24 protein-coding genes and 1 tRNA gene are annotated in these 18840 nt (G+C 54.0%); 20 read left to right on the top strand and 5 right to left on the bottom strand.

Features of this window, described 5'->3' with window-relative positions; genetic code table 11:
• Position 1: 1 nt before the first annotated feature.
• The 4 genes from AC6I8A_RS13955 (at position 2) to AC6I8A_RS13940 (ending at position 2593) form a co-directional block, all read left to right on the top strand.
• On the top strand, positions 2–787 hold the full coding sequence (locus AC6I8A_RS13955; protein ID WP_497818677.1) for an IclR family transcriptional regulator: 786 nt from the start codon (positions 2–4) through the stop codon (positions 785–787).
• A 7-nt stretch (positions 788–794) separates the two neighbouring features.
• Positions 795–1247: a universal stress protein gene (locus AC6I8A_RS13950; protein ID WP_008101323.1), complete on the top strand. Its 453-nt coding sequence runs from the start codon at positions 795–797 to the stop codon at positions 1245–1247.
• A 9-nt stretch (positions 1248–1256) separates the two neighbouring features.
• A complete protein-coding gene (locus AC6I8A_RS13945) occupies positions 1257–2060 on the top strand; it encodes a hypothetical protein (RefSeq protein ID WP_008101321.1) in 804 nt (267 codons plus the stop codon).
• Between the two features lie 251 nt (positions 2061–2311).
• Positions 2312–2593: a putative periplasmic lipoprotein gene (locus AC6I8A_RS13940; RefSeq protein WP_008101319.1), complete on the top strand. Its 282-nt coding sequence runs from the start codon at positions 2312–2314 to the stop codon at positions 2591–2593.
• 514 nt (positions 2594–3107) lie between these two features.
• On the opposite strand, the gene AC6I8A_RS13935 is transcribed toward AC6I8A_RS13940, so the two are convergent.
• Positions 3108–4325 carry an L-lactate MFS transporter gene (locus tag AC6I8A_RS13935; RefSeq protein ID WP_256697018.1) on the bottom strand — a complete coding sequence of 406 codons (1218 nt, stop codon included), beginning with the start codon at positions 4323–4325 and terminating at the stop codon, positions 3108–3110.
• 269 nt (positions 4326–4594) lie between these two features.
• Between AC6I8A_RS13935 and AC6I8A_RS13930 the strand changes: the two genes are divergently transcribed.
• Positions 4595–4834 (top strand): hypothetical protein, encoded by a 240-nt coding sequence (locus tag AC6I8A_RS13930; RefSeq protein ID WP_008101313.1) that lies wholly within the window; start codon positions 4595–4597, stop codon positions 4832–4834.
• 38 nt (positions 4835–4872) lie between these two features.
• Here AC6I8A_RS13930 and AC6I8A_RS13925 read toward each other — a convergent pair whose 3' ends face one another.
• Entirely contained in the window at positions 4873–5772 is a 900-nt protein-coding gene (locus tag AC6I8A_RS13925) for a DMT family transporter (protein ID WP_265300378.1), read from the bottom strand.
• A gap of 180 nt (positions 5773–5952) precedes the next feature.
• On the opposite strand from AC6I8A_RS13925, the gene AC6I8A_RS13920 reads away from it, so the two are divergent.
• The 4 genes from AC6I8A_RS13920 to AC6I8A_RS13905 all read left to right on the top strand — a co-directional run bounded on the left by AC6I8A_RS13920 (position 5953) and on the right by AC6I8A_RS13905 (position 7748).
• Complete coding sequence (locus AC6I8A_RS13920) at positions 5953–6822, top strand: AraC family transcriptional regulator (RefSeq protein WP_179449975.1); 870 nt, start codon at positions 5953–5955, stop codon at positions 6820–6822.
• A gap of 106 nt (positions 6823–6928) precedes the next feature.
• Positions 6929–7240 carry a hypothetical protein gene (locus AC6I8A_RS13915; RefSeq protein WP_256697016.1) on the top strand — a complete coding sequence of 104 codons (312 nt, stop codon included), beginning with the start codon at positions 6929–6931 and terminating at the stop codon, positions 7238–7240.
• Between the two features lie 21 nt (positions 7241–7261).
• Positions 7262–7513, top strand: coding sequence for a hypothetical protein (locus AC6I8A_RS13910; RefSeq protein ID WP_210081370.1), 252 nt, complete (start codon positions 7262–7264; stop codon positions 7511–7513).
• 25 nt (positions 7514–7538) lie between these two features.
• Complete coding sequence (locus AC6I8A_RS13905) at positions 7539–7748, top strand: hypothetical protein (protein ID WP_265300387.1); 210 nt, start codon at positions 7539–7541, stop codon at positions 7746–7748.
• A 19-nt stretch (positions 7749–7767) separates the two neighbouring features.
• On the opposite strand, the gene AC6I8A_RS13900 is transcribed toward AC6I8A_RS13905, so the two are convergent.
• Positions 7768–7842 (bottom strand) — tRNA-Arg (locus tag AC6I8A_RS13900).
• 87 nt (positions 7843–7929) lie between these two features.
• The gene (locus AC6I8A_RS13895; RefSeq protein WP_256697014.1) at positions 7930–8844 is read right to left on the bottom strand and encodes a formate/nitrite transporter family protein; all 915 of its coding nucleotides are present in this window, start codon (positions 8842–8844) and stop codon (positions 7930–7932) included.
• 243 nt (positions 8845–9087) lie between these two features.
• On the opposite strand from AC6I8A_RS13895, the gene ccmA reads away from it, so the two are divergent.
• The 10 genes from ccmA to mlaA are packed head-to-tail and all read left to right on the top strand — an operon-like array spanning position 9088 to position 16846.
• Entirely contained in the window at positions 9088–9702 is a 615-nt protein-coding gene (gene ccmA, locus AC6I8A_RS13890) for a cytochrome c biogenesis heme-transporting ATPase CcmA (protein ID WP_312184497.1), read from the top strand.
• Complete coding sequence (ccmB, locus tag AC6I8A_RS13885; RefSeq protein ID WP_008101298.1) at positions 9702–10361, top strand: heme exporter protein CcmB; 660 nt, start codon at positions 9702–9704, stop codon at positions 10359–10361. Before ccmA ends, ccmB begins: the two co-directional genes overlap by 1 nt.
• Before the next feature lie 27 nt (positions 10362–10388).
• Positions 10389–11159 (top strand): heme ABC transporter permease CcmC, encoded by a 771-nt coding sequence (locus tag AC6I8A_RS13880; protein WP_494951217.1) that lies wholly within the window; start codon positions 10389–10391, stop codon positions 11157–11159.
• Entirely contained in the window at positions 11156–11389 is a 234-nt protein-coding gene (ccmD, locus tag AC6I8A_RS13875; RefSeq protein WP_179449982.1) for a heme exporter protein CcmD, read from the top strand. The genes AC6I8A_RS13880 and ccmD overlap by 4 nt, the downstream gene beginning before the upstream one ends.
• Positions 11386–11871 carry a cytochrome c maturation protein CcmE gene (gene ccmE, locus AC6I8A_RS13870; RefSeq protein ID WP_008101293.1) on the top strand — a complete coding sequence of 162 codons (486 nt, stop codon included), beginning with the start codon at positions 11386–11388 and terminating at the stop codon, positions 11869–11871. The genes ccmD and ccmE overlap by 4 nt, the downstream gene beginning before the upstream one ends.
• A complete protein-coding gene (locus AC6I8A_RS13865) occupies positions 11868–13826 on the top strand; it encodes a heme lyase CcmF/NrfE family subunit (protein ID WP_265300400.1) in 1959 nt (652 codons plus the stop codon). Before ccmE ends, AC6I8A_RS13865 begins: the two co-directional genes overlap by 4 nt.
• Positions 13823–14380 carry a DsbE family thiol:disulfide interchange protein gene (locus tag AC6I8A_RS13860; RefSeq protein WP_101763614.1) on the top strand — a complete coding sequence of 186 codons (558 nt, stop codon included), beginning with the start codon at positions 13823–13825 and terminating at the stop codon, positions 14378–14380. Before AC6I8A_RS13865 ends, AC6I8A_RS13860 begins: the two co-directional genes overlap by 4 nt.
• The gene (locus AC6I8A_RS13855; protein ID WP_265300403.1) at positions 14377–14832 is read left to right on the top strand and encodes a cytochrome c-type biogenesis protein; all 456 of its coding nucleotides are present in this window, start codon (positions 14377–14379) and stop codon (positions 14830–14832) included. Before AC6I8A_RS13860 ends, AC6I8A_RS13855 begins: the two co-directional genes overlap by 4 nt.
• Complete coding sequence (gene ccmI, locus AC6I8A_RS13850) at positions 14832–16043, top strand: c-type cytochrome biogenesis protein CcmI (protein ID WP_497818676.1); 1212 nt, start codon at positions 14832–14834, stop codon at positions 16041–16043. Before AC6I8A_RS13855 ends, ccmI begins: the two co-directional genes overlap by 1 nt.
• A gap of 35 nt (positions 16044–16078) precedes the next feature.
• Positions 16079–16846 carry a phospholipid-binding lipoprotein MlaA gene (gene mlaA, locus AC6I8A_RS13845; RefSeq protein WP_256697003.1) on the top strand — a complete coding sequence of 256 codons (768 nt, stop codon included), beginning with the start codon at positions 16079–16081 and terminating at the stop codon, positions 16844–16846.
• A gap of 47 nt (positions 16847–16893) precedes the next feature.
• On the opposite strand, the gene fadL is transcribed toward mlaA, so the two are convergent.
• Positions 16894–18177, bottom strand: a complete 1284-nt coding sequence (gene fadL / locus AC6I8A_RS13840; protein ID WP_008101276.1) for a long-chain fatty acid transporter FadL — start codon at positions 18175–18177, stop codon at positions 16894–16896.
• Positions 18178–18536: 359 nt separating this feature from the next.
• Between fadL and AC6I8A_RS13835 the strand changes: the two genes are divergently transcribed.
• Positions 18537–18833 (top strand): YfcZ/YiiS family protein, encoded by a 297-nt coding sequence (locus tag AC6I8A_RS13835; protein ID WP_256697002.1) that lies wholly within the window; start codon positions 18537–18539, stop codon positions 18831–18833.
• The last annotated feature ends 7 nt before the right edge of the window (positions 18834–18840 follow it).

Genomic DNA, 18840 nt, shown 5'->3' with positions numbered 1-18840 from the left:
CATGGTTGAACTTCCCTCAAGCCGTGAGGATGAAAAAGCGGGTGGCATTCAGGTCATCGCGCGTGCGGCAAAAATTCTGAATGCGCTGGGTGAACATCCCGGCGGCATGAGTTTGGGTGAAATTGCGCAGGTGGTTGATCTGCCTCGCTCGACGGTGCAGCGCATTATTGGCGCGCTGGACAGCGCACAGCTGGTGCGCAGCAGCGGTGCCGGCGGTTTACGTCTCGGTCCGGCGTTGCTCAAGCTGATCTCCAGCGTGCACAGCGACGTGGTGGAAATCGTGCGTCCGTTCCTCGAACAACTCTCTGCCGAAATCAATGAAACGGTATCGCTGGGGCGGGCCAGCGGCACGCAATTGGCGATCGTGCATTATGTGGTGGCCTCGCGCGAACTGCGTGTGGTGCCGCGCATGGGTCTGAATCTGCCGCTTTACAGCACATCGGGCGGCCGCGCGTTGCTGGCGCTGGAGAGCGATGAAGATGTGCGCGTGATGGTGGGCGAAGCCTATAAAGAGTTAACCGAGATGACGGTGAAAACCCTGCCGCAATTGCTGGAGCTGATTGCCGAAGTGCGCGCCAGCGGATTAGCGATCGATCGCGGCGAGACGCTGGAGGGCATTTCGACCATGGCGGTTGCCATTGATACGCTGTTTGGCCGCTTCTCTATCTCATTGCTGGTGCCGACGGCGCGTTTTCATAAGCAGGAAGCGCACTATCGTGAGCAAATCATCAAGTGCAAAGACGCCTTGATTCGTGAAATTGGCAAAATGACCGCTGTGGAAGGATAACCAACTGATGAAAACCTTGCTGATGGCCATCGATAACTCTCCGGTGGCGGAAAAAGTGATTGCGTTGACCATTGAACAGGCGCTGGCGCATCAGGCGCAGGTCACGGTGCTGTGCTGCGTGGATCCCGCTTACTCCTCCTGTAATCAACCGATTGAGATTGACGCCGGTGAAGATCCGGATGATTTTGTGGCGGCGAAAGATGAGCAGAACACCGCCGAAATGGTGGTGCGTCACGCGCTGGCGCCGCTGCTGCGCGCGGGCGTGGCGGCGAAGGGATTGATTCTGGCCGGTGAAGCGGCGGAAACCATTGTGGCGCAATCCACACTTTTGCAGGCCAGCATGATCATCATGGGGCGTCGCCATTTGTCACCGTTTAATCGTCTGCTGAAAGGGTCGGTCAGCGCCGCAGTGATTGAGCGCGCCAATTGCCCCGTTTTAATTGATGTACGTAAGGATTAACCCCGCTCGATGCTCTCGCTTTTTCCGATTACGCTAGCGGCGTTCGCGCTGCTGGCGATCATTATTATTCTGCTGGTGCGCACCACTTCGCTGAGACTGTGGCAAGGCGTACTGTTGTTTATCTTGCCGCTGATTCTGGCGAATCTGCTGTGGTTCAGCTGGCTGCACCCGCGTCAGGAGCGTCAGGCGCTGGTGGAAGAGGTGGCAACCCAACTCAGCCTCGCGCCCGGTTATCGTCTGCTAAAAATTCAGGAACCGGCATTGTGGCAGTTGCTCAATCGCGAACTGCTGCATAAACGACTGGAAGGCGTTCCCGCTGATCAGGCGCTGGGAGATATGCGCGGCTGGTTGATGGATTTGGTCAATCAGCGTCTGACGCGTGCCAGCGATGCGGCGATCATTGACTACATCCGCGTCTCGGTCGAGGAGATGCAGGCACTGCAGCAGCAGGAACCGCAGCGCTGCTTCCGTTTCCTCTATCCGCAGGTGAATGGCGGCGTCAATTTGCAACAGGTGCTGTCACCGGAATTAAATCAGCGCGATGCGCAGGCGCTCGAAACGCTGCTACAGCAAAGCACCGGCAATGAACAGCCGCTGGATCAGGCTGCGGCGCAGCGCGATCTGCAAAGCGTGGTGGAAAAACTCTATGGCAAGTGGGGCGATAGGCTGCAACAGCTGAACATGCCAGCGGATACCGCGGTCGATCGCGGTGCGATGTGTGCGATGTCGATTGATCTCTACAGCGGCATTCTCGCATTGCCTGACAAACAAGCGGCCAATCTTTTACGTAAGATGGTCAGCCTTACCGGTTAGCGGGCAAAAAAAAGCCCGCTCAGCGCGGGCATGAAGGTCACTATCAGTATGTTTATTATTAACTCACCTGGTGTGGTGCAGACTTCGTTTTGTCTGGGTACATAATCGCACCACTGAGTTGATAAGAGAAACCGTTTGGTTTTATCGATTTGATTGGCGAAAGCTTCAATAATCCCGAACATTTCGCGCTTAATTCCTATAGATAAGCGCGGCGTTGCATTTTAGACTGCGACGCTTTAGAGGAAACCCTAATGAAAAAAATGCTTATTAGCGCATTGGCGCTTTTTATGCTGGCCGGTTGTAGCGTCAGCAAACCAGGAGGATTTGAGCGTGTCGATGAAGATACCAGCTCAAATACCGTGCAGTATCGTTACGATCCGCACACGCTGAATAAAGACGCAATGGAGATCGACCTTGCGAATTATTGCAGTCAGCGTGGATTTGATAAGGTGGAATCACTGCCGTCGCAAAATAGCCATTTGCCCGGATTAAAGAAAGCCTGGTATCAATGTAATTACGCGGTAAAAAGCTAAAAAAATAGGGCGGGATAATTTCCCGCCCTTTTTATTTTCTTATTATTTGCTGTGTATGTTCTTTGCCCAACTATCTGCGGTGTCCATAACCGCCGTGCCCATGATGCCAGCCGCCGCCACCATGATGGCCCCAACCTGGGCCGCCGCCTCCACGATGATGATCGATAATACAGCCACTCAACATCGTCATAATGGCTACAACCGATGCAACCTTAATAACTTTCTTCATGGAGAGTCCTCCTCTGTTCCAATGACGCCAGATTACAGGGGAATAGTGGAGTGAAGATGCAGGAAATGTAGAGTTATTGCTGAATGTATTACGGAGTGTGTCAATTAAATGCTAAAAAAGTCGCGGGGTAAAATAAACCAATCGGAATAAGCTGAATGCCTGCTAATAATAACGAGATTACTCCGAAAGGCAAGGGTTAATAATAGTGGTTCTCAATTAACGCTTTATTGTGGATCAATTGTGGAGGAATGGGATGCCGCAAATTGATACGGCATCCCAGCGAACTTAATTATGCAGTAAAGGTTCTACCACGTTTTGGCGATTTGGCAGACGGATACTCAGCGACAACACCAGCGAAATCACCAGCAAGGTCATAATCAGGCTGAAAGTAACGGTGAAGCCACCAAAGGCGGAAGCCACCAGTGAACCCAGCACGCTGCCGATACCGAAGCCAAGGTAAATCAATCCATAGTTCTTCGTCAGGTTGTTCAGACCAAAGAAATCGCTGACCAGCGACGGGAAAACGGTGATGGTGCCACCGAAACTGAAGGCCACGCAGGCTAAGGAGAGGAAGAAGGTCGATTCGTTCATATGGGTGAACAGCAGAATGCTCATGCCCACCAGCGAGACAATTTGCGCCAGCGTAATCACACGGATGCGTGCCATTTTATCCGACAGCACGCCGAGAATCAGGCGACCGCTGAGGTTGGCAATCGCAATCACCGTAACCGCATTCGCTGCCGTCTGCGCGCTAAGATGCACCATGCCTTCACCGATATCTTTCGCCACGCCAATCACGTACAGGCCGCTCATGCATGCGGTTAGGAACATTAGCGCCAGCATCCAGTACTGTGGTAAACGTACCGATTGCGCCAGCGTGTAATCTTTCGCTTCCAGCTGCGTATTGCCGCTGCTCTTCTGCATCGGCGCATCACGCATCAGCAACGCGCCGACAATAATCATGCTCATCGCCAGCACGCCCCAGATCATAAAGGTATTCTCCAGACCTTGTGCGCTCAGCAGTGCACCGCAGATGAATTTGAAGCCAAGGCTGCCCAACCCATACGCACCAATTGAACAGGCCGAAATGAGCCCTTTGCGCTCCGGAAACCACTTCACGCAGTTAGAGAGCGTCATCAGATATCCGGCACCATCGGCCAGTCCCACCAATATCCCGGCGCTGAGGTAGAGCATCATCAGATTATCGGCATGCGCGGTCAGCCAGAAACCGACAGCCATCAAAATGCCCGCGCCGAGGGTAACGTTGCGCACGCCAAAGCGTTCCTGCAGTTTTCCGGCAAGTGAAGAAGCGATCGCCAGGCCAAGACTGAGCAAACCGAACGAGAACGCCACTTCACTGATGGGCGCATCCAGCTTATTCGCCAGCGGGCCGTTAAACAGGCTCCAGGTATAAACCGAGCCCAAAGCGAACTGCGTGATAATGGTGCCGATAAGGGTCAACGTGCGGGTACGTTGGTAATTCGCGGGGGTTGCTGTTGTCATTTTTATCTCTCACTCGAGAAAGCGGAATCTGTGGAGATAATAAGTTGCTCTCGCGCGTGCGGGGGAAACCGTGGCGTGAATGCACCCGACGGTGGAATGAAATGCAGCTAAACGGGTATGAATGACATTGTGATGACAGTAAGTGATGTCATTTAAAGCGTAGCGGTTGCTACGGGTAACCATGTGTAAGCATTTGTATCGATCGCGCCATAATGCCTGCAAAGTCGCGGATGTTTGCCAGGCTTAAAATTCATTCAAGAGGAGGAAATATGAAAGACCGAACATATGAATCCGCGTCTAATGAGGATGAGGTTTGCTGCATTATCGGTCAGGCGGTGATCGAGTTAAGCGATGAGCATCAACCAGTGAACAAATCCACGTTGTCGCTGAAATTACTGGCAATGGCCGACCGCGACAAAGATGATGAACGCGTCCTGCTTTACTGGATTGCCAGAAAAGCCATAACTAAACCTCACCAGCTCAATATCGGCGTTCAGGGCTGGCGTTAGAGGAACAAAAGAGCGGGCGCAATGCCCGCTCTCGTTATTTATGCGGTACGTAATCGACCCAGCGTCGGCCAGCGCACAAACATCACCATATTCCCCGCCAATATCATCACCAATCCGACAATTGCATTGCTATGCCAGTGATAACCTTCATAAAGCGTGGAGAGCGTCAGAGCCACCAGCGGGAACAGCAAGGTGCTATAGGCGGCCTGACTGGCACCAATGCGACCAACTAGGGTGAAGTAGGCACCAAATCCCAATACCGAACCCAATATTGCCAGATAACTCATCGCACCCAACCACTGCATATTTAGCGCGGGTGCCAGTGAATCGCCATTCACTAACGCCAGTGCGGCCATCACCAAAGCGCCATACAGCATCGCGTAGCTATTGGTGGTCAGAATATCGAGCTGACGACGCTGATGGCGCAGCGAAATCATATTGCCGAAGGAGAAGCCCAGCGTGCCAAGCGCGCTGAGGCCTACGCCCCACAGCAATTGCGGAGCGGGATGCGCCGCCTGAATATCATTCCAGAACAGGGCAACAATGCCGCCCAGGCCAAGCACCGCCGCTGGCAGCAGGCGAAATGATGGGCGCTGACGGAAAAAAATCCAGCTGTTGAGCGCGTTATACAGCACGGCCATCGAGAAGATCACCGACTCCAGTCCACTGCTGATCCACGCGGCAGCATGATAGAAGCAGACAAAGTTGAAGCCAAACACGCAGCAACCCTGCAGCAGACAAAACAGATGATCGCGCTTATCCAGCGTTCGCAGCCGACGCAGCAGTTTGAGGACCGCCAGCATCACCAGCGACGCCAGTAAGAAACGCCAAAATACCGCCACCAAAACCGGCGTATCGCCTGCTTCCTGTTGCAGGAAAATGGCAATCCAGGTAGTTCCCCAAATCATCACCACGGCAAGGTATAACATCACATTCATAACGCACTCTCCGACACAATCTGGCCCGCAGTGTGGCGTGAAAAGCAACGCGCGGCTTGCACGTTTTTGCGCGGCAATTGCAAAATCTTGCGCTTTTTACTTTTGCGTCCGGCTGTGACCTGTTTTCTGTCTGCGGAGATCCGTACACTGGGCGCTCATGAACTGCGAGTGATATCAACCATGGCTGATTACCAGACCTTCAACATGCTCCAGCGCCACAAAGCGCAGCTGCGCGACAGCGTGCAGTTGTCGAGCGGCATTAAGCTGGCGGCCTGGTTTAACAGCGGCGACCGTGTCACCAATCTTAGCGATCATCACACGCTGAGCCTGTATACCGCCGACGGTTATGAAACCTGGCATAAAACCCAGCACGGCTGGCGCAACGGCGGCGGGCCGGATCGCTTTTGCCTGATGCCCAGCGGAGTGGAATCGGTGTGGGATATTCGTGCCGATTTATCGTTTGTGCATCTCTACTGCACCGATGAACATCTGCGCCATCTGGGCGAACAGATCTGGGACCGCAGTCCGTCGCAGCTCAATCTGCATGAAAAGATCTTCGCGGCGGACGATCGTATCACCCAACTTTATCGCCACTTCTTGCTGAGCACCGATTGGCAGCAGCCGGCGAATCAATTGATGCTCAGCAGCGCATCAACGTTGCTGATGACGCATTTGTTGCAACGCTACAGCGATGTGCAATGGCAAGCGCCGCAGGTGCGTGGTGGATTGGCCCCCGCCGTGTTGCGGCGAGTGATGGCATATATTGATGCGCAGCTTGATCAGCCATTAACGCTGGCGCAGCTTGCCGCCGAAGCGGCGCTGAGCGAATACCATTTTGCACGCATGTTCCGTAGCAGCGTTGGCGAGGCACCGCACCAATATGTGATGCGCCGCCGCATGGATGCTGCGTTACAGCTGCTGAAATTCAGCCGTTTACCGCTAACAGAAATCGCGCTGCGCTGCGGTTTTCACTCCTCAAGCCACTTCAGTAACCGCTTTCGTCAACTGCATGGCGTGACGCCGTCGGCATGGCGACACGATCAGGCCTGATTACGATCTCACTCTTAAACCGATGTAATCGGCTGCAATAACCCCTGTTTTTTTCTGAACACATCTCTCAGTTAGGCCTTCTCACACTCTGTAAGGCATTTTTTCCATGGATTTTGGAGTAGGATGCTTTGCAGGAAAATTAAGCTATCACATTGATTACAATGACAAGTTACGAGAGGCCGTAATTATGGAAAAGCGCGTGTCAAAGCTGGAAGCGGATATTGATGGTCTTAAAACCGATATGGCCCAGGTGAAAATGGACATTGCGGTAATCAAATCGAATTACGTCACCAAAAGTGAATTTCATCAGGAGATCGGCAAAATTCACCAGGAGATCAGCAAACAGACGAAATGGATCGTGGCGGGCATGATGAGCACTGCAGGTATGACGCTGGGGCTGGCTCGCTGGTTGTTTTAAGTGAATGATTAAGAAGTGAACATGGAAAAGCGCGTATCAAAGCTGGAAGCGGATATCGACGATATCAAAACCGATATGGCTGTCATGAAGACAGACATTGCGGTGATCAAGTCGAATTACGTCACCAAGAGCGATCTTTATCAGGAGATTGGCAAAGTGCATCAGGATATTGGGAGAATTCATCAGGAATTAAGTAAACAGACAAAATGGATTGTCGCGGGGATGCTGAGCACTGCGGGCATGACGCTGGCACTGGCTCGTTGGCTGTTCTGAGGGAATTAATGACCAAGGAGTGAACATGAAAAAGCGCGTTTCAAAGCTGGAAGCGGATATCGACGATATCAAAACCGATATGGCGCTAATGAAAACAGATATTGCAGTGATCAAATCGAATTACGCCACTAAAAGTGATCTTCATCAGGCGATAAACCAGCAAACGAAATGGATTGTAGCGGGAATAATGAGTACCGCGGGACTGACACTTGCTCTGGCGAGATGGCTGTTTTAAGCGGGAAACGATGAGAATCTGGTGTCCCCTGCAGGAATCGAACCTGCAACTAGCCCTTAGGAGGGGCTCGTTATATCCATTTAACTAAGGAGACGCCGGGCGCGCAGTATAGCGCACCGCGAACCTGATTTTAACTATGCAGCGGTTGTTTGCTCAATCTATCAGCAATTTAAGACCAGGCTTACGCCTGTTTTTGCTTCTCTTTCCGCTTCTGTTCCGCACGTGCTTTGGCTTTCGCCGCTTCACTCATATCGTTACGAATCTGCGCATGGCTAATCAAGGCAAATATCAGCGTACCGCCCGTGATGTTGCCAAGCAGCGTTGGCAGAGCAAATGGCCAGAAGAATTCGTACCATGGCAGCGTGCCCGCAAACACCAGATACAGCACCTCGACCGAACCGACCACGATATGCGCTAAATCCCCTAACGCCACCAGCCAGGTCATCATCACGATCACCACAATTTTCGCCGCGCCCGCATACGGGAACATCCACACCATGGTGGCGATAATCCAGCCGGAGATCACCGCATTAGCGAACATTTCGCTGGGGGAATTGACCATCACTTTTTCACTGATGGCGGTAAACGCCTGACGCGTCGCATCGTCGAAGATCGGCATATGATTAAAAGCGAGCGCGCCCAACGCGGTACCCATCAGATTGCCGAGCAGCACCACGCACCAGAGACGCAACAGCAGCGCAAAGTTGCTGCCGGTCGGTTTGTGCATTACAGGCAAAACGGCGGTAACGGTGTTCTCGGTGAACAATTGCTGGCGCGCCATAATGACAATGACAAAGCCAAAGGTATAACCCAGATTTTCGAGTAAAAAAGCGCCGGGCACGCCTTTGAGGTGGACCTGGAAAATGCCTTTCGCCATCAGCGAAGCGCTCATTGACAATCCGGCCGCTACCGCCGACCAAAGCAGCGCCATACCATCGCGCTCGAGCTCTTTTTCACCGTCCTGACGTATTTCCTCATGAATTGCCGCCGCCTGCGAGGGCAGGGCATCTTCATCCACTTCAATCTCCTTGCCTTGTTCCTTCTCATCACTCTCTACATCGTTGTCACTGTTTGAAATCGATGGTGATTGTTTCATGTTTCCCTCGGGTGATAATGCCATTGCGCAATAAGCGTAGCTGGTTTTGGCAAGGTCATTTTGTTACGAAGATTCAATTTAAGAGTAACGAAATTTTAACTGAGTTGGTTTTTTGAGCAATTTCTTGATCTGATGCGCACGAATACCCCATTTGGGGTAAGTGGGAGCCAGCTCACAGACTTCGGCCCACAGATTCAATGTGGTATTATCGCCGCCTCATTCATTGCCGTGATTCTCCCTTCTATGCTCGAAGTCATTAATCTCTCATGCGTTCGTGATGAGCGAACCTTGTTTCATGGGTTGAGCTTCCGTGTGCAACCGGGTGACATTGTGCAAATTGAAGGGCCAAACGGAGCCGGGAAAACCTCGCTGCTGCGCCTGTTGGCGGGATTAAGCCGGGCGGAAGAGGGCGACGTGATGTGGCAGTCACAGTCGATTCGTCAGCAGCGCGAAATATGGCAACAAAATCTGCTCTATCTCGGCCATCACCCCGGCGTGAAATCGGTACTCTCACCGCTGGAGAACCTGCATTTCTGGCACGGCAGCAGCAATGAAGACGCGATTTTTGATGCGCTTGAGCAGGTCGATCTGCTGGGTTTTGAAGAGGTGCCAGTGGCGCAACTCTCCGCCGGACAGCAGCGGCGTGTGGCATTAGCCCGCCTGTGGCTCAGCCCGGCGTCGATATGGATCCTCGATGAGCCTTTGACCGCCATCGATAAAGGCGGTGTGGAAAAATTAATGGCGCGATTCGCCACCCATGCCGATAACGGCGGAGCGGTGATTCTGACTACGCATCAGGATCTGCCCGATAACAGCGCGCGCGTGCGTAAAATTCGTCTTACTTCGGAGTGGGCTTGATGTTAGGTCGGGTCATTCAGCGCGAATTAAAAATCGCCTTTCGCAGCGGCGCGGAAGTGATCAATCCACTGTGGTTTTTCCTGATTGTTATCACGCTGTTTCCATTAGGTATCGGACCGGAGCCGCAGCAGCTGGCGCGCATTGCGCCGGGCGTGGCGTGGGTTGCCGCATTACTGGCCTCATTGCTGGCGCTGGAACGACTGTTTCGTGACGATTTTCTTGATGGTTCGCTCGAGCAACTACTTCTGCTGCCAACACCGCTGCCGGTTACGGTGCTGGGCAAAGTGATTGCACACTGGCTGATTACCGGGCTGCCACTGATTTTACTGTCGCCGCTGGCGGCATTGTTGCTGTCGCTGGATTTTGCCGGCTGGCGCGCGATGGCGTTAACGCTGCTACTTGGCACGCCAACGCTGAGCTTTCTCGGCGCGATTGGGACCGGGTTAACCGTTGGGCTGCGGCGCGGCGGCGTATTACTAAGTCTGCTGGTATTGCCGTTGTCGATACCGGTTCTGATATTCGCCAGCGCGGCGATTGATGCCGCCGGAATGGGATTGCCGATCGGGGGTTATCTGGCGATTCTCGGCGCGATGCTGGCCGTCAGCGCAACGCTGTCGCCGTTTGCGACAGCAGCAGCTTTGCGTATCAGTCTGCATTAATTCGTGTCGCCTCAGAGCGGCCGAAACCTGAATTCTCTTTATTGTGAGCTATGCAAAATGTGGAAATGGTTACACCAGTGGGCAAAGCCTGAGCGGCTTTACCAGCTATGCGGTCGCTTAATTCCGTGGTTCGCGGTGCTGGGTGTTGGCACGCTGTTACTCGGCTGGATCTGGGGCTTCGGCTTTGCACCGGCAGATTATCAGCAGGGCAACAGCTTCCGGATTATGTACATTCACGTGCCTGCAGCGATGTGGTCGATGGGCGTGTATGCGTCAATGGCTATTGCGGCGTTCATCGGCCTGGTGTGGCAGATGAAGATGGCCGATCTGGTCTCGGCGGCGATGGCGCCAATTGGCGCGGTGTTTACTTTTATCGCGCTGATTACCGGTTCCGCCTGGGGTAAACCAATGTGGGGAACCTGGTGGATCTGGGATGCCCGACTGACATCCGAGCTGGTGCTGCTGTTTCTCTATATGGGCGTAATCGCGCTCTATCACTCCTTTGAAGACCGTCGCACCGCCGGGCGCGCTGCTGGCATTTTGATTCTGGTTGGCGTGGTTAATCTGCCGATCATTCACTTCTCGGTACAGTGGTGGAACACGCTGCATCAGGGCTCATCCGGTATTCTGCAGCAGGCCATCGATCCCAGCATGCGCACACCGCTGCGCTGGTCCATTCTCGGCTATCTGCTGGTGTTTGGTGCTTTGACCTTAATGCGCTTGCGCAATCTGATTCTGTTTACCGAACGTCATCGTCCGTGGGCGATTGATGTGGCGCAGCGAGGAAGCAAATCATGACGCCAGCCTTTGCATCGTGGAGCGATTTCTTCGCCATGGGCGGCTATGCCTTTTACGTCTGGCTCGCCGTTATCCTCACGTTGATCCCATTATTCGGTCTGGTGCTGCACACCGTGCTGTTCCGCCGCCGTTTGCTGGCAGAAATTCGCCAGCGTCAGTCCAGGGAGCGCCGCATTCGCGCGGCTAAATCGAAAAAAGCTGCCGATGAAGCAGCGGGAGAATCCGTGTGAATATCCGTCGTCGTAATCGCCTGTACGTGGCGATCGCGGTGTTGATCGGGCTTGGCCTGGCGACCGCGCTGGTGATGTACGCGCTGCGTTCCAACATCGACCTGTTTTATACCCCGAGTGAAATCATCAATGGCAAGGGCGAAGATCATCAGAAGCCTGAACCGGGCCAGCGTTTGCGCATTGGCGGCATGGTGATGCCGGGCAGCGTCAAGCGCGATCCGAAAACTCTCGCGGTCTCTTTCAAACTGTATGACGCCAACGGCGTGGTCAGTGTTACCTACGAAGGCATTCTGCCGGACCTGTTCCGTGAAGGGCAGGGCGTGGTGGCGCAAGGCGTGCTCGAAGAGGGCAATCTGGTGAACGCCAAAGAAGTGCTGGCGAAACACGATGAAAAATATACGCCACCTGAAATCGAAGATGCGATGAAGAAGAATCACACAGGACCTGCGGCAGCCTATCAGCAGTCAGGTGCGCAATCATGATGCCGGAAATTGGTAGCTTTCTGCTGTGTCTGGCGCTGGGTTTAGCGCTACTGTTGAGTGTCTATCCGCTGTGGGGCGCGGCGCGTCAGGATGCGCGTTTGATGGCGATGGCGCGCCCGTTAACCTGGGGCATGTTCATCTGCGTAGCCGCCTCCTTTGCCGTGTTGGTTCACGCCTTTGTGGTGAATGATTTCACCGTTGGCTATGTCGCCACCAACTCCAACACCTTGTTGCCGGTTTACTATCGTATTGCCGCAACCTGGGGCGCGCACGAAGGTTCACTGCTGCTGTGGGTGTTGCTGCTCAGCACCTGGACGCTGGCGGTGGCGATCTTCAGTCGTGGTATGCCGCAGGATGCGCTGGCGCGCGTGCTGGCGGTGATGGGCATGATTAACCTCGGCTTCCTGCTGTTTATCATTCTGACCTCGAACCCGTTTACCCGCACCTTGCCAAATTTCCCGATTGACGGGCGCGATCTCAACCCGATGCTGCAGGATATCGGTCTGATCTTCCATCCGCCGCTGCTGTACATGGGTTACGTTGGTTTCTCGGTGGCCTTTGCGTTTGCCATTGCTTCGCTGATGGCCGGACGTCTGGATACCGCATGGGCGCGCTGGTCACGTCCGTGGACCACCGCCGCGTGGGTGTTCCTGACTATCGGCATCGTGCTCGGTTCAGCGTGGGCTTATTACGAACTCGGCTGGGGCGGCTGGTGGTTCTGGGATCCGGTCGAAAACGCCTCCTTTATGCCGTGGCTGGCTGGTACCGCGCTGATGCACTCGCTGGCGGTAACGGAAAAACGTGGTAGCTTCAAATCGTGGACGGTATTACTGGCGATCACCGCATTCTCGTTAAGCCTGCTGGGTACTTTCCTCGTGCGTTCCGGCGTGCTGGTTTCCGTGCACTCGTTCGCCTCCGATCCGGCGCGCGGCATGTTTATTCTCGCCTTCCTGGTGATTGTGATTGGCAGCTCGCTGCTGCTGTACGCGTTGAAAGGCGGTCAGGTGCGCAGCCGTGTGCAGAGTGAAGCCTGGTCACGCGAATCCTTCCTGCTGGGTAACAACGTGCTGCTGATCGCCGCGATGCTGGTGGTGTTACTCGGTACGCTGTTGCCGCTGGTGCATAAACAGCTCGGTCTTGGCAGCATCTCGGTGGGTGAGCCGTTCTTCAACACCATGTTTACCTGGCTGATGGCACCGTTCGCGCTGATGTTGGGTATCGGTCCGCTGGTGCGCTGGCGTAAAGACCAACCGCAGAAGCTGTGGAAGCGCCTCGGCGTCGGTATGGTCGTCACGCTGATTCTTTCCATCGCGCTGCCGTGGCTGCTGCAGGATCGCATTGAGGCGATGACGGTTATCGGCCTACTGATGTCGATCTGGGTGATCATGCTGACGTTGATGGAACTGCACGAGCGCGCCACCCATCGTCACGCCTTCATCAAAGGTTTGCGTCATCTGTCGCGCAGCCATTGGGGTATGGTGCTGGGGCATTTGGGCGTGGCGGTGACCGTGGTGGGTATCGCCTTTAGCACCCAATACAGCGTTGAGCGTGATGTGCGCATGAAGGCGGGCGATACCGTTGATATCCACAATTATCACTTTACCTTCCACGGCGTGCGCAACCTGCAAGGGCCGAACTACAGCGGCGGCGTGGCGGTGATTGAAGTGACGCGCAACGGTAAGCTGGAAGCGGTGATGCAGGCGGAAAAACGCTTCTATGCAGCCGCGCGCACCATGATGACCGAAGCGGCGATCAGCGGCGGTTTCACCCGCGATCTCTATGCGGCGCTGGGTGAAGAGCTGGATGACGGTTCATGGGCGGTGCGGATTTACTACAAACCGTTTGTACGCTGGATCTGGTACGGCGGCGTGTTTATGGCGGTGGGCGGCTTGTTCTGCCTGTTCGATCCGCGCTATCGCTCACGCAAAAAAGAAGAGCGCGAGGAGCTGGCATGAACAAAAAAATTCTGTTTATCCCATTGGTTCTATTCCTGCTGCTGGCTGCGGCACTGTTGTGGCAGCTGTCGCGCAACGCCAACGGCGATGATCCAACGCGTCTCGAATCAGCGTTGATCGGCAAGCCGGTACCCGTATTCAAACTGGAAGCGCTCGATCAACCCGGCAAAATCTACGATCAGCAGGTGCTGACCGACGGCAAACCGATTCTGCTCAACGTCTGGGCGACCTGGTGCCCAACCTGCCGCGCGGAGCATCAATACCTCAACACGCTGGCGGAAAAAGGCATTCGCGTGGTTGGCCTGAATTATAAGGACGATCGTACCAAAGCGGTGACCTGGCTGAACACGCTGGGCAATCCTTATGCGCTCAGCTTGTATGACGGCAACGGGATGCTCGGTCTGGATCTCGGCGTTTACGGCGCGCCGGAAACTTTCCTGATCGACGGCAAAGGGATCATTCGTTATCGCCACGCAGGCGACATGAACGATCGCGTCTGGCTCGAAGAAGTGAAACCGCTGTGGGACAAATACAACAAGGAGGCGGGCGTATGAAACGGCTGCTTCTATTGTTAGCGGGCATTCTGCTCAGCACCAGCCTGTGGGCGGCGATTGATACGTATCAGTTCGATTCGGTGCAGCAGGAAGAGCAATACCGCGATCTCACCGCATCGCTGCGTTGCCCGAAATGCCAGAACAACAGCATTGCCGATTCCAATGCGATGATCGCGTCGGATATGCGTCTCAAAGTCTACGAGTTGATGAAGCAGGGCGAAAGCCGCCAGCAGATCATTGATTACATGGTGGCGCGTTACGGTAATTTCGTCACCTATGAGCCGCCGGTAACGCCCTCCACGCTGATTTTGTGGGTGGGTCCAGCGCTGTTTGTGGTGCTGGGCGCGCTGATCATTATTTTGCGCAATCGCCGCGGCAGAGCGCGTAGCGAACTTGACGAAAATGAACAACAGCGCCTTGCGGCGTTACTTAAGCGTGACGGGAAGCCGTAATGACTGGATTCTGGATTACCCTGATTATTTTACTGCTGGCGGCTATCGCGCTGTTTCTGCGTGCCGGCTGGCGTCAGCGCGAGGCCAGCAGTGGCGATCGCGATCGTCTCAACACCGATTTCTATCAGCAGCGCCTGCGCGAGCTGGAGCGTGATGAAGAAGAGGGCGTGGTGGCTGAGCGCCCGGAAATGGTGCGCGAGCTGCAACAAACGCTGTTAACCGATGTGCCGCAGCAGGACGCGGCTACCATTCATCGCAGCAGCCGCTGGGTATTGCTGCCAGGCGTGATTGTGCTGTTGGTGGTGTCGGTTGGCATGTATCTGAAAACCGGCGGACTGGCGCAGCAAACCGCGTTTGTTAGCGTGCAACAAGAGTATCCTGCCTTACGTGCGCGCGTGATGGATCCCAAAGCGCAGCCGCTGACTATGGAAGAGCTGGCGCGTCTGCAGCTGGGTCTGCGCAGCTCGCTGCAAAATGACTCTACGAACCTCAACGATTGGGCGATGCTGGGCCGCCTGGGCATGGTGCTGAATAACGCCACCGATGCCAGCCAGGCATTTGAACATGCGCTGCAGCTGGCGCCAGACAATATCGAACTGCAGCAGGATTACGCCGAAGTGCTGACGCGCTCCAGCGATCCGCAGGATAACCGTCAGGCCAACGTGTTGCTGAAAGAGCTGCTGAAACGCGATCACAGCGATGTGCGTACGCTGAGTCTGCTGGCGTTTAACGCCTTCGAACAGCAGCAGTACAACGAGGCAATTGGTGTATGGCAGGTGATGCTGAAACTGTTACCGGCAGGCGATCGCCGCATCACCATGATCGAGCGCAGCATTGAACAAGCGAAAACTGACGCGGGACAGCAAAATAGCAATCTGGCATTGACGGTGAGTTTGACGCCGCAGGCAGAAAAAATGTTACCGCAAGGCGGAGTGTTGTATATTTCTGTGTCTGACGGTGTTTCACCGGTGCCTGTGGCTGTGAAGCGTTTACCGCTCAGCCACTTCCCGTTATCGCTCACGCTGGATGACAGCAATGCCATGATGCCGGATCGCCTACTTTCGGCGCAGCATCAGGTGCAAGTCAGGGTGCGTATTTCGCGCGACGGCAGTGCCAATCCGCAGTCTGGCGACTGGTTTGGATTAAGCGCGGTTACCCCCTGGAATGGTCATCAGCAACTGGCTGTGGAAATTAATCAACAGCAGCCCTGAAGCGATACCTTACTGATCCGCACAGGGAGAGAAGAATGAATAACCGCCTGACCGGTCTGGCGTTAGCCAGCTTACTGCTGGTAGGTTGTGCCAGCTCAAAACCGGCTGACAATACGGAACCTGCACAGCGCAGCGATCCGTTGGAAGGCTTTAACCGCACGATGTTTAACTTCAACTACAACGTGCTGGATCCGTATGTTCTGCGCCCGGTGGCGGTAGCCTGGCGCGATTATGTGCCGGTGCCGGCACGTAGCGGCATAAGTAATGTATTAGCTAACGTTGAAGAACCTGCCAGCATGGTCAACGCCATTCTGGTGGGTGAGCCGCGCCAGGCAGGTATCCACTTCACCCGTTTCTTCCTGAACACCGTGTTAGGACTGGGTGGATTAATTGACGTGGCGGGAAAAGCCAATCCGGAGCTGGCGCGTGAAGTGCCGCATCGCTTTGGTAGCACGCTGGGACGCTATGGCGTTGGTTACGGTCCGTATGTTGAACTACCGGCTTACGGCAGCTTCACCATCCGTGAAGATGGCGGTGACTTCGTCGATACGCTCTATCCGGTATTAAGCTGGCTGAGCTGGCCGATTTCGGTGGGTAAATGGACGCTGGAAGGGATTGAAACCCGTGCACAGTTGCTGGATTCGGACGCCATTTTGCGTCAGCAGCAAGATCCGTACGCCTTCATTCGTAATGCCTACTTCCAGCGACATGACTTTATCGCCAATGGCGGTAAGTTGAAGCCGGAAGATAATCCGAACGCCAGTGCGATTCAGGATGATCTGAAAGATATCGATTCGCAGTAAAAGAAAAAGGCGACTCATTAAGTCGCCTTTTTTTATCAAGCTAAGCATCAGAACTTGTAGTTAAAGTTCGCGCCGTACAGCCAGGCTTTACCTTCAGAGTTAAAGGTATACGGGCCTTCTTTCACGGTGACTTTCTGACCGTGCATGTAAGAAATACCCAAGTCGACGGAAGCATCTTCATTGAACGCGTATGACGCACCGGCGCTCAACCATAGACGATCCTGATCCGGGATGGAGATAGAACGCTTATCGGCCGGAACCGGGCTGTCATCAAAGGCGATACCGGTACGGAAGGTCCAGTTGTCGTCATAGAAGTACGAGGTACCTAACGCGATACGATAGGCATCGTGGAAGCCTTCATCCTTGTAAAACAGCGTCTGGCCATTGCTGCCGGTGGCTTTCAGCTCCTGAAATTGGCTCCAGCTGGTATACGTAAGGCTATAGTGAACCGCCCATTGTGGTGCGACTTTATGGTAGCCGGACAATTCCCACATCTCAGGCAGATTCAGTGTCAGAGAACCCGGAATGGTTGAGCCGCCGGTACCGTAAGGCAGGCCTAACAGCTGTGCCTGTGGCAGAGAGTTCACGTAACCCGGCAGGCTGCTTTTGTAATCGCCGTCAAAGTCGATTTTAACTTCTGAGCGATAGGTGAAACCGAAGCGGTTGTTCTTATCCACTTCATACAAAATGCCGGCGTTCCAGCCGTAACCCCATTCATCACCCTTTAAATGGGCAATTTGGGTATCGGCAGGAATGCCCAGCGCTGCGCCAGATTCACCAGCATAACGCTCAATCTTCGCCTTGGCATAAACCGCATCAAATCCGATACCAAAGCTGAAATTCTCATTCAGTCGATAAGCGGTGCTGATATTAAAGTTGCCGGTCATCAGGTCGGTTTTGCCGCCATAACCCCCTGCGGTATAGCCATTATTGAATTCGGTTGCCAGACCATAGTTTGAGGTTGCAGACGCACCAATCCACCACTGATCGTTAATCGGATGCACATAGTGAAGATTAGGGATCCACTGATTCGGTGCAATATTCTTGGCATCAAGGCTGCGACCAGAAGGGCTTTGACCGCTAATATCCACTTCAGGGTCAATGTAAACTGCGCCGATAGAGAAAGAAGGGCGATCCATCAACGCCATAGTTGCCGGGTTACGGCTGGCAGAGGCGGCGGTATCACCCATCGCACCTTCACCGGAATACGCACGACCTAAACCAATTGCTGAGAATTCATTCAGTTGAAAGCCCGCGGCGTAAACATGAGAACAGACGAGCGTTACTGCAGCTGCCACAGCTGACTTTGCAAACAGGTTTTTATGGTTCATGACCACAACCTCATCTAGATTTATTATTTAACGTTGTTACGTCGCGTAACAAAGAGCGGCGAATTGTAGGGACTGACGACAAAACCACATATCAGACCAGTGCGACGAGTATAGGTCCGACCTGTGTATTTGTTGCAATATTGTTTTTTAAATATTTCTGATTTGATCGATAAAATCAGATCTGCTTAACAAAATCTTAGCGGTTCGACTTAAACATAACGTTCAATTTTGCTGTGGATCAATTTTTAGTGTGATATTCGTCACTTAGCGGCTTGATCGTGGATGTGAAAACGCAGCAGGCGTACACTTTGCGGCAGAAAATGATCCGATTGTGTTGAATTTATCGTCAGGAGAAAACCATGACTGATGCCATTAAAAAATGTAGTGCGAACGAAACGGCGGCCTGCTGCTGTGTCGATGTGGGAACCGTGATGGATAACACCGATTGCACCGCAAGCTGGTCTGGCGTGTTTGCCGATCGTCATGCGGCGGAAGCGATGCTGGCGCATTTGACTGAGCGCGCGCGTCAGGTGGAATCCGATCCTTGCGATATTCGCGCGGAATTTGCCAATGAAGGCGACGCTGTGCGCCTGTCTATCGACTTCACCTTTGCCTGCCAGGCGGAAACCCTGATTTTCCAGCTCGGCCTACGCTAATCCCGTC

This window comes from Pantoea sp. X-Soil-ISGK-275 (assembly GCF_059730795.1).
The sequence above is the reverse complement of the archived record's forward strand: the minus strand, read 5'-3'. Positions and strand labels throughout refer to the sequence as shown.

Excerpts from the sequence above, each read along its gene's own strand:
- fadL (WP_008101276.1), bottom strand. The coding sequence starts at position 18,177 with ATGAACCATAAAAACCTGTTTGCAAAGTCAGCTGTGGCAGCTGCAGTA.
- AC6I8A_RS13930 (WP_008101313.1), top strand. The coding sequence starts at position 4,595 with ATGAAAGACCGAACATATGAATCCGCGTCTAATGAGGATGAGGTTTGC.
- AC6I8A_RS13925 (WP_265300378.1), bottom strand. The coding sequence starts at position 5,772 with ATGAATGTGATGTTATACCTTGCCGTGGTGATGATTTGGGGAACTACC.
- AC6I8A_RS13935 (WP_256697018.1), bottom strand. The coding sequence starts at position 4,325 with ATGACAACAGCAACCCCCGCGAATTACCAACGTACCCGCACGTTGACC.
- AC6I8A_RS13955 (WP_497818677.1), top strand. The coding sequence starts at position 2 with ATGGTTGAACTTCCCTCAAGCCGTGAGGATGAAAAAGCGGGTGGCATT.
- ccmI (WP_497818676.1), top strand. The coding sequence starts at position 14,832 with ATGACTGGATTCTGGATTACCCTGATTATTTTACTGCTGGCGGCTATC.
- AC6I8A_RS13860 (WP_101763614.1), top strand. The coding sequence starts at position 13,823 with ATGAACAAAAAAATTCTGTTTATCCCATTGGTTCTATTCCTGCTGCTG.
- AC6I8A_RS13945 (WP_008101321.1), top strand. The coding sequence starts at position 1,257 with ATGCTCTCGCTTTTTCCGATTACGCTAGCGGCGTTCGCGCTGCTGGCG.
- AC6I8A_RS13855 (WP_265300403.1), top strand. The coding sequence starts at position 14,377 with ATGAAACGGCTGCTTCTATTGTTAGCGGGCATTCTGCTCAGCACCAGC.
- AC6I8A_RS13895 (WP_256697014.1), bottom strand. The coding sequence starts at position 8,844 with ATGAAACAATCACCATCGATTTCAAACAGTGACAACGATGTAGAGAGT.
- AC6I8A_RS13905 (WP_265300387.1), top strand. The coding sequence starts at position 7,539 with ATGAAAAAGCGCGTTTCAAAGCTGGAAGCGGATATCGACGATATCAAA.
- AC6I8A_RS13915 (WP_256697016.1), top strand. The coding sequence starts at position 6,929 with ATGGATTTTGGAGTAGGATGCTTTGCAGGAAAATTAAGCTATCACATT.
- AC6I8A_RS13940 (WP_008101319.1), top strand. The coding sequence starts at position 2,312 with ATGAAAAAAATGCTTATTAGCGCATTGGCGCTTTTTATGCTGGCCGGT.
- ccmB (WP_008101298.1), top strand. The coding sequence starts at position 9,702 with ATGTTAGGTCGGGTCATTCAGCGCGAATTAAAAATCGCCTTTCGCAGC.
- AC6I8A_RS13910 (WP_210081370.1), top strand. The coding sequence starts at position 7,262 with ATGGAAAAGCGCGTATCAAAGCTGGAAGCGGATATCGACGATATCAAA.
- AC6I8A_RS13835 (WP_256697002.1), top strand. The coding sequence starts at position 18,537 with ATGACTGATGCCATTAAAAAATGTAGTGCGAACGAAACGGCGGCCTGC.
- ccmD (WP_179449982.1), top strand. The coding sequence starts at position 11,156 with ATGACGCCAGCCTTTGCATCGTGGAGCGATTTCTTCGCCATGGGCGGC.
- AC6I8A_RS13950 (WP_008101323.1), top strand. The coding sequence starts at position 795 with ATGAAAACCTTGCTGATGGCCATCGATAACTCTCCGGTGGCGGAAAAA.
- AC6I8A_RS13920 (WP_179449975.1), top strand. The coding sequence starts at position 5,953 with ATGGCTGATTACCAGACCTTCAACATGCTCCAGCGCCACAAAGCGCAG.
- mlaA (WP_256697003.1), top strand. The coding sequence starts at position 16,079 with ATGAATAACCGCCTGACCGGTCTGGCGTTAGCCAGCTTACTGCTGGTA.
- AC6I8A_RS13865 (WP_265300400.1), top strand. The coding sequence starts at position 11,868 with ATGATGCCGGAAATTGGTAGCTTTCTGCTGTGTCTGGCGCTGGGTTTA.
- ccmA (WP_312184497.1), top strand. The coding sequence starts at position 9,088 with ATGCTCGAAGTCATTAATCTCTCATGCGTTCGTGATGAGCGAACCTTG.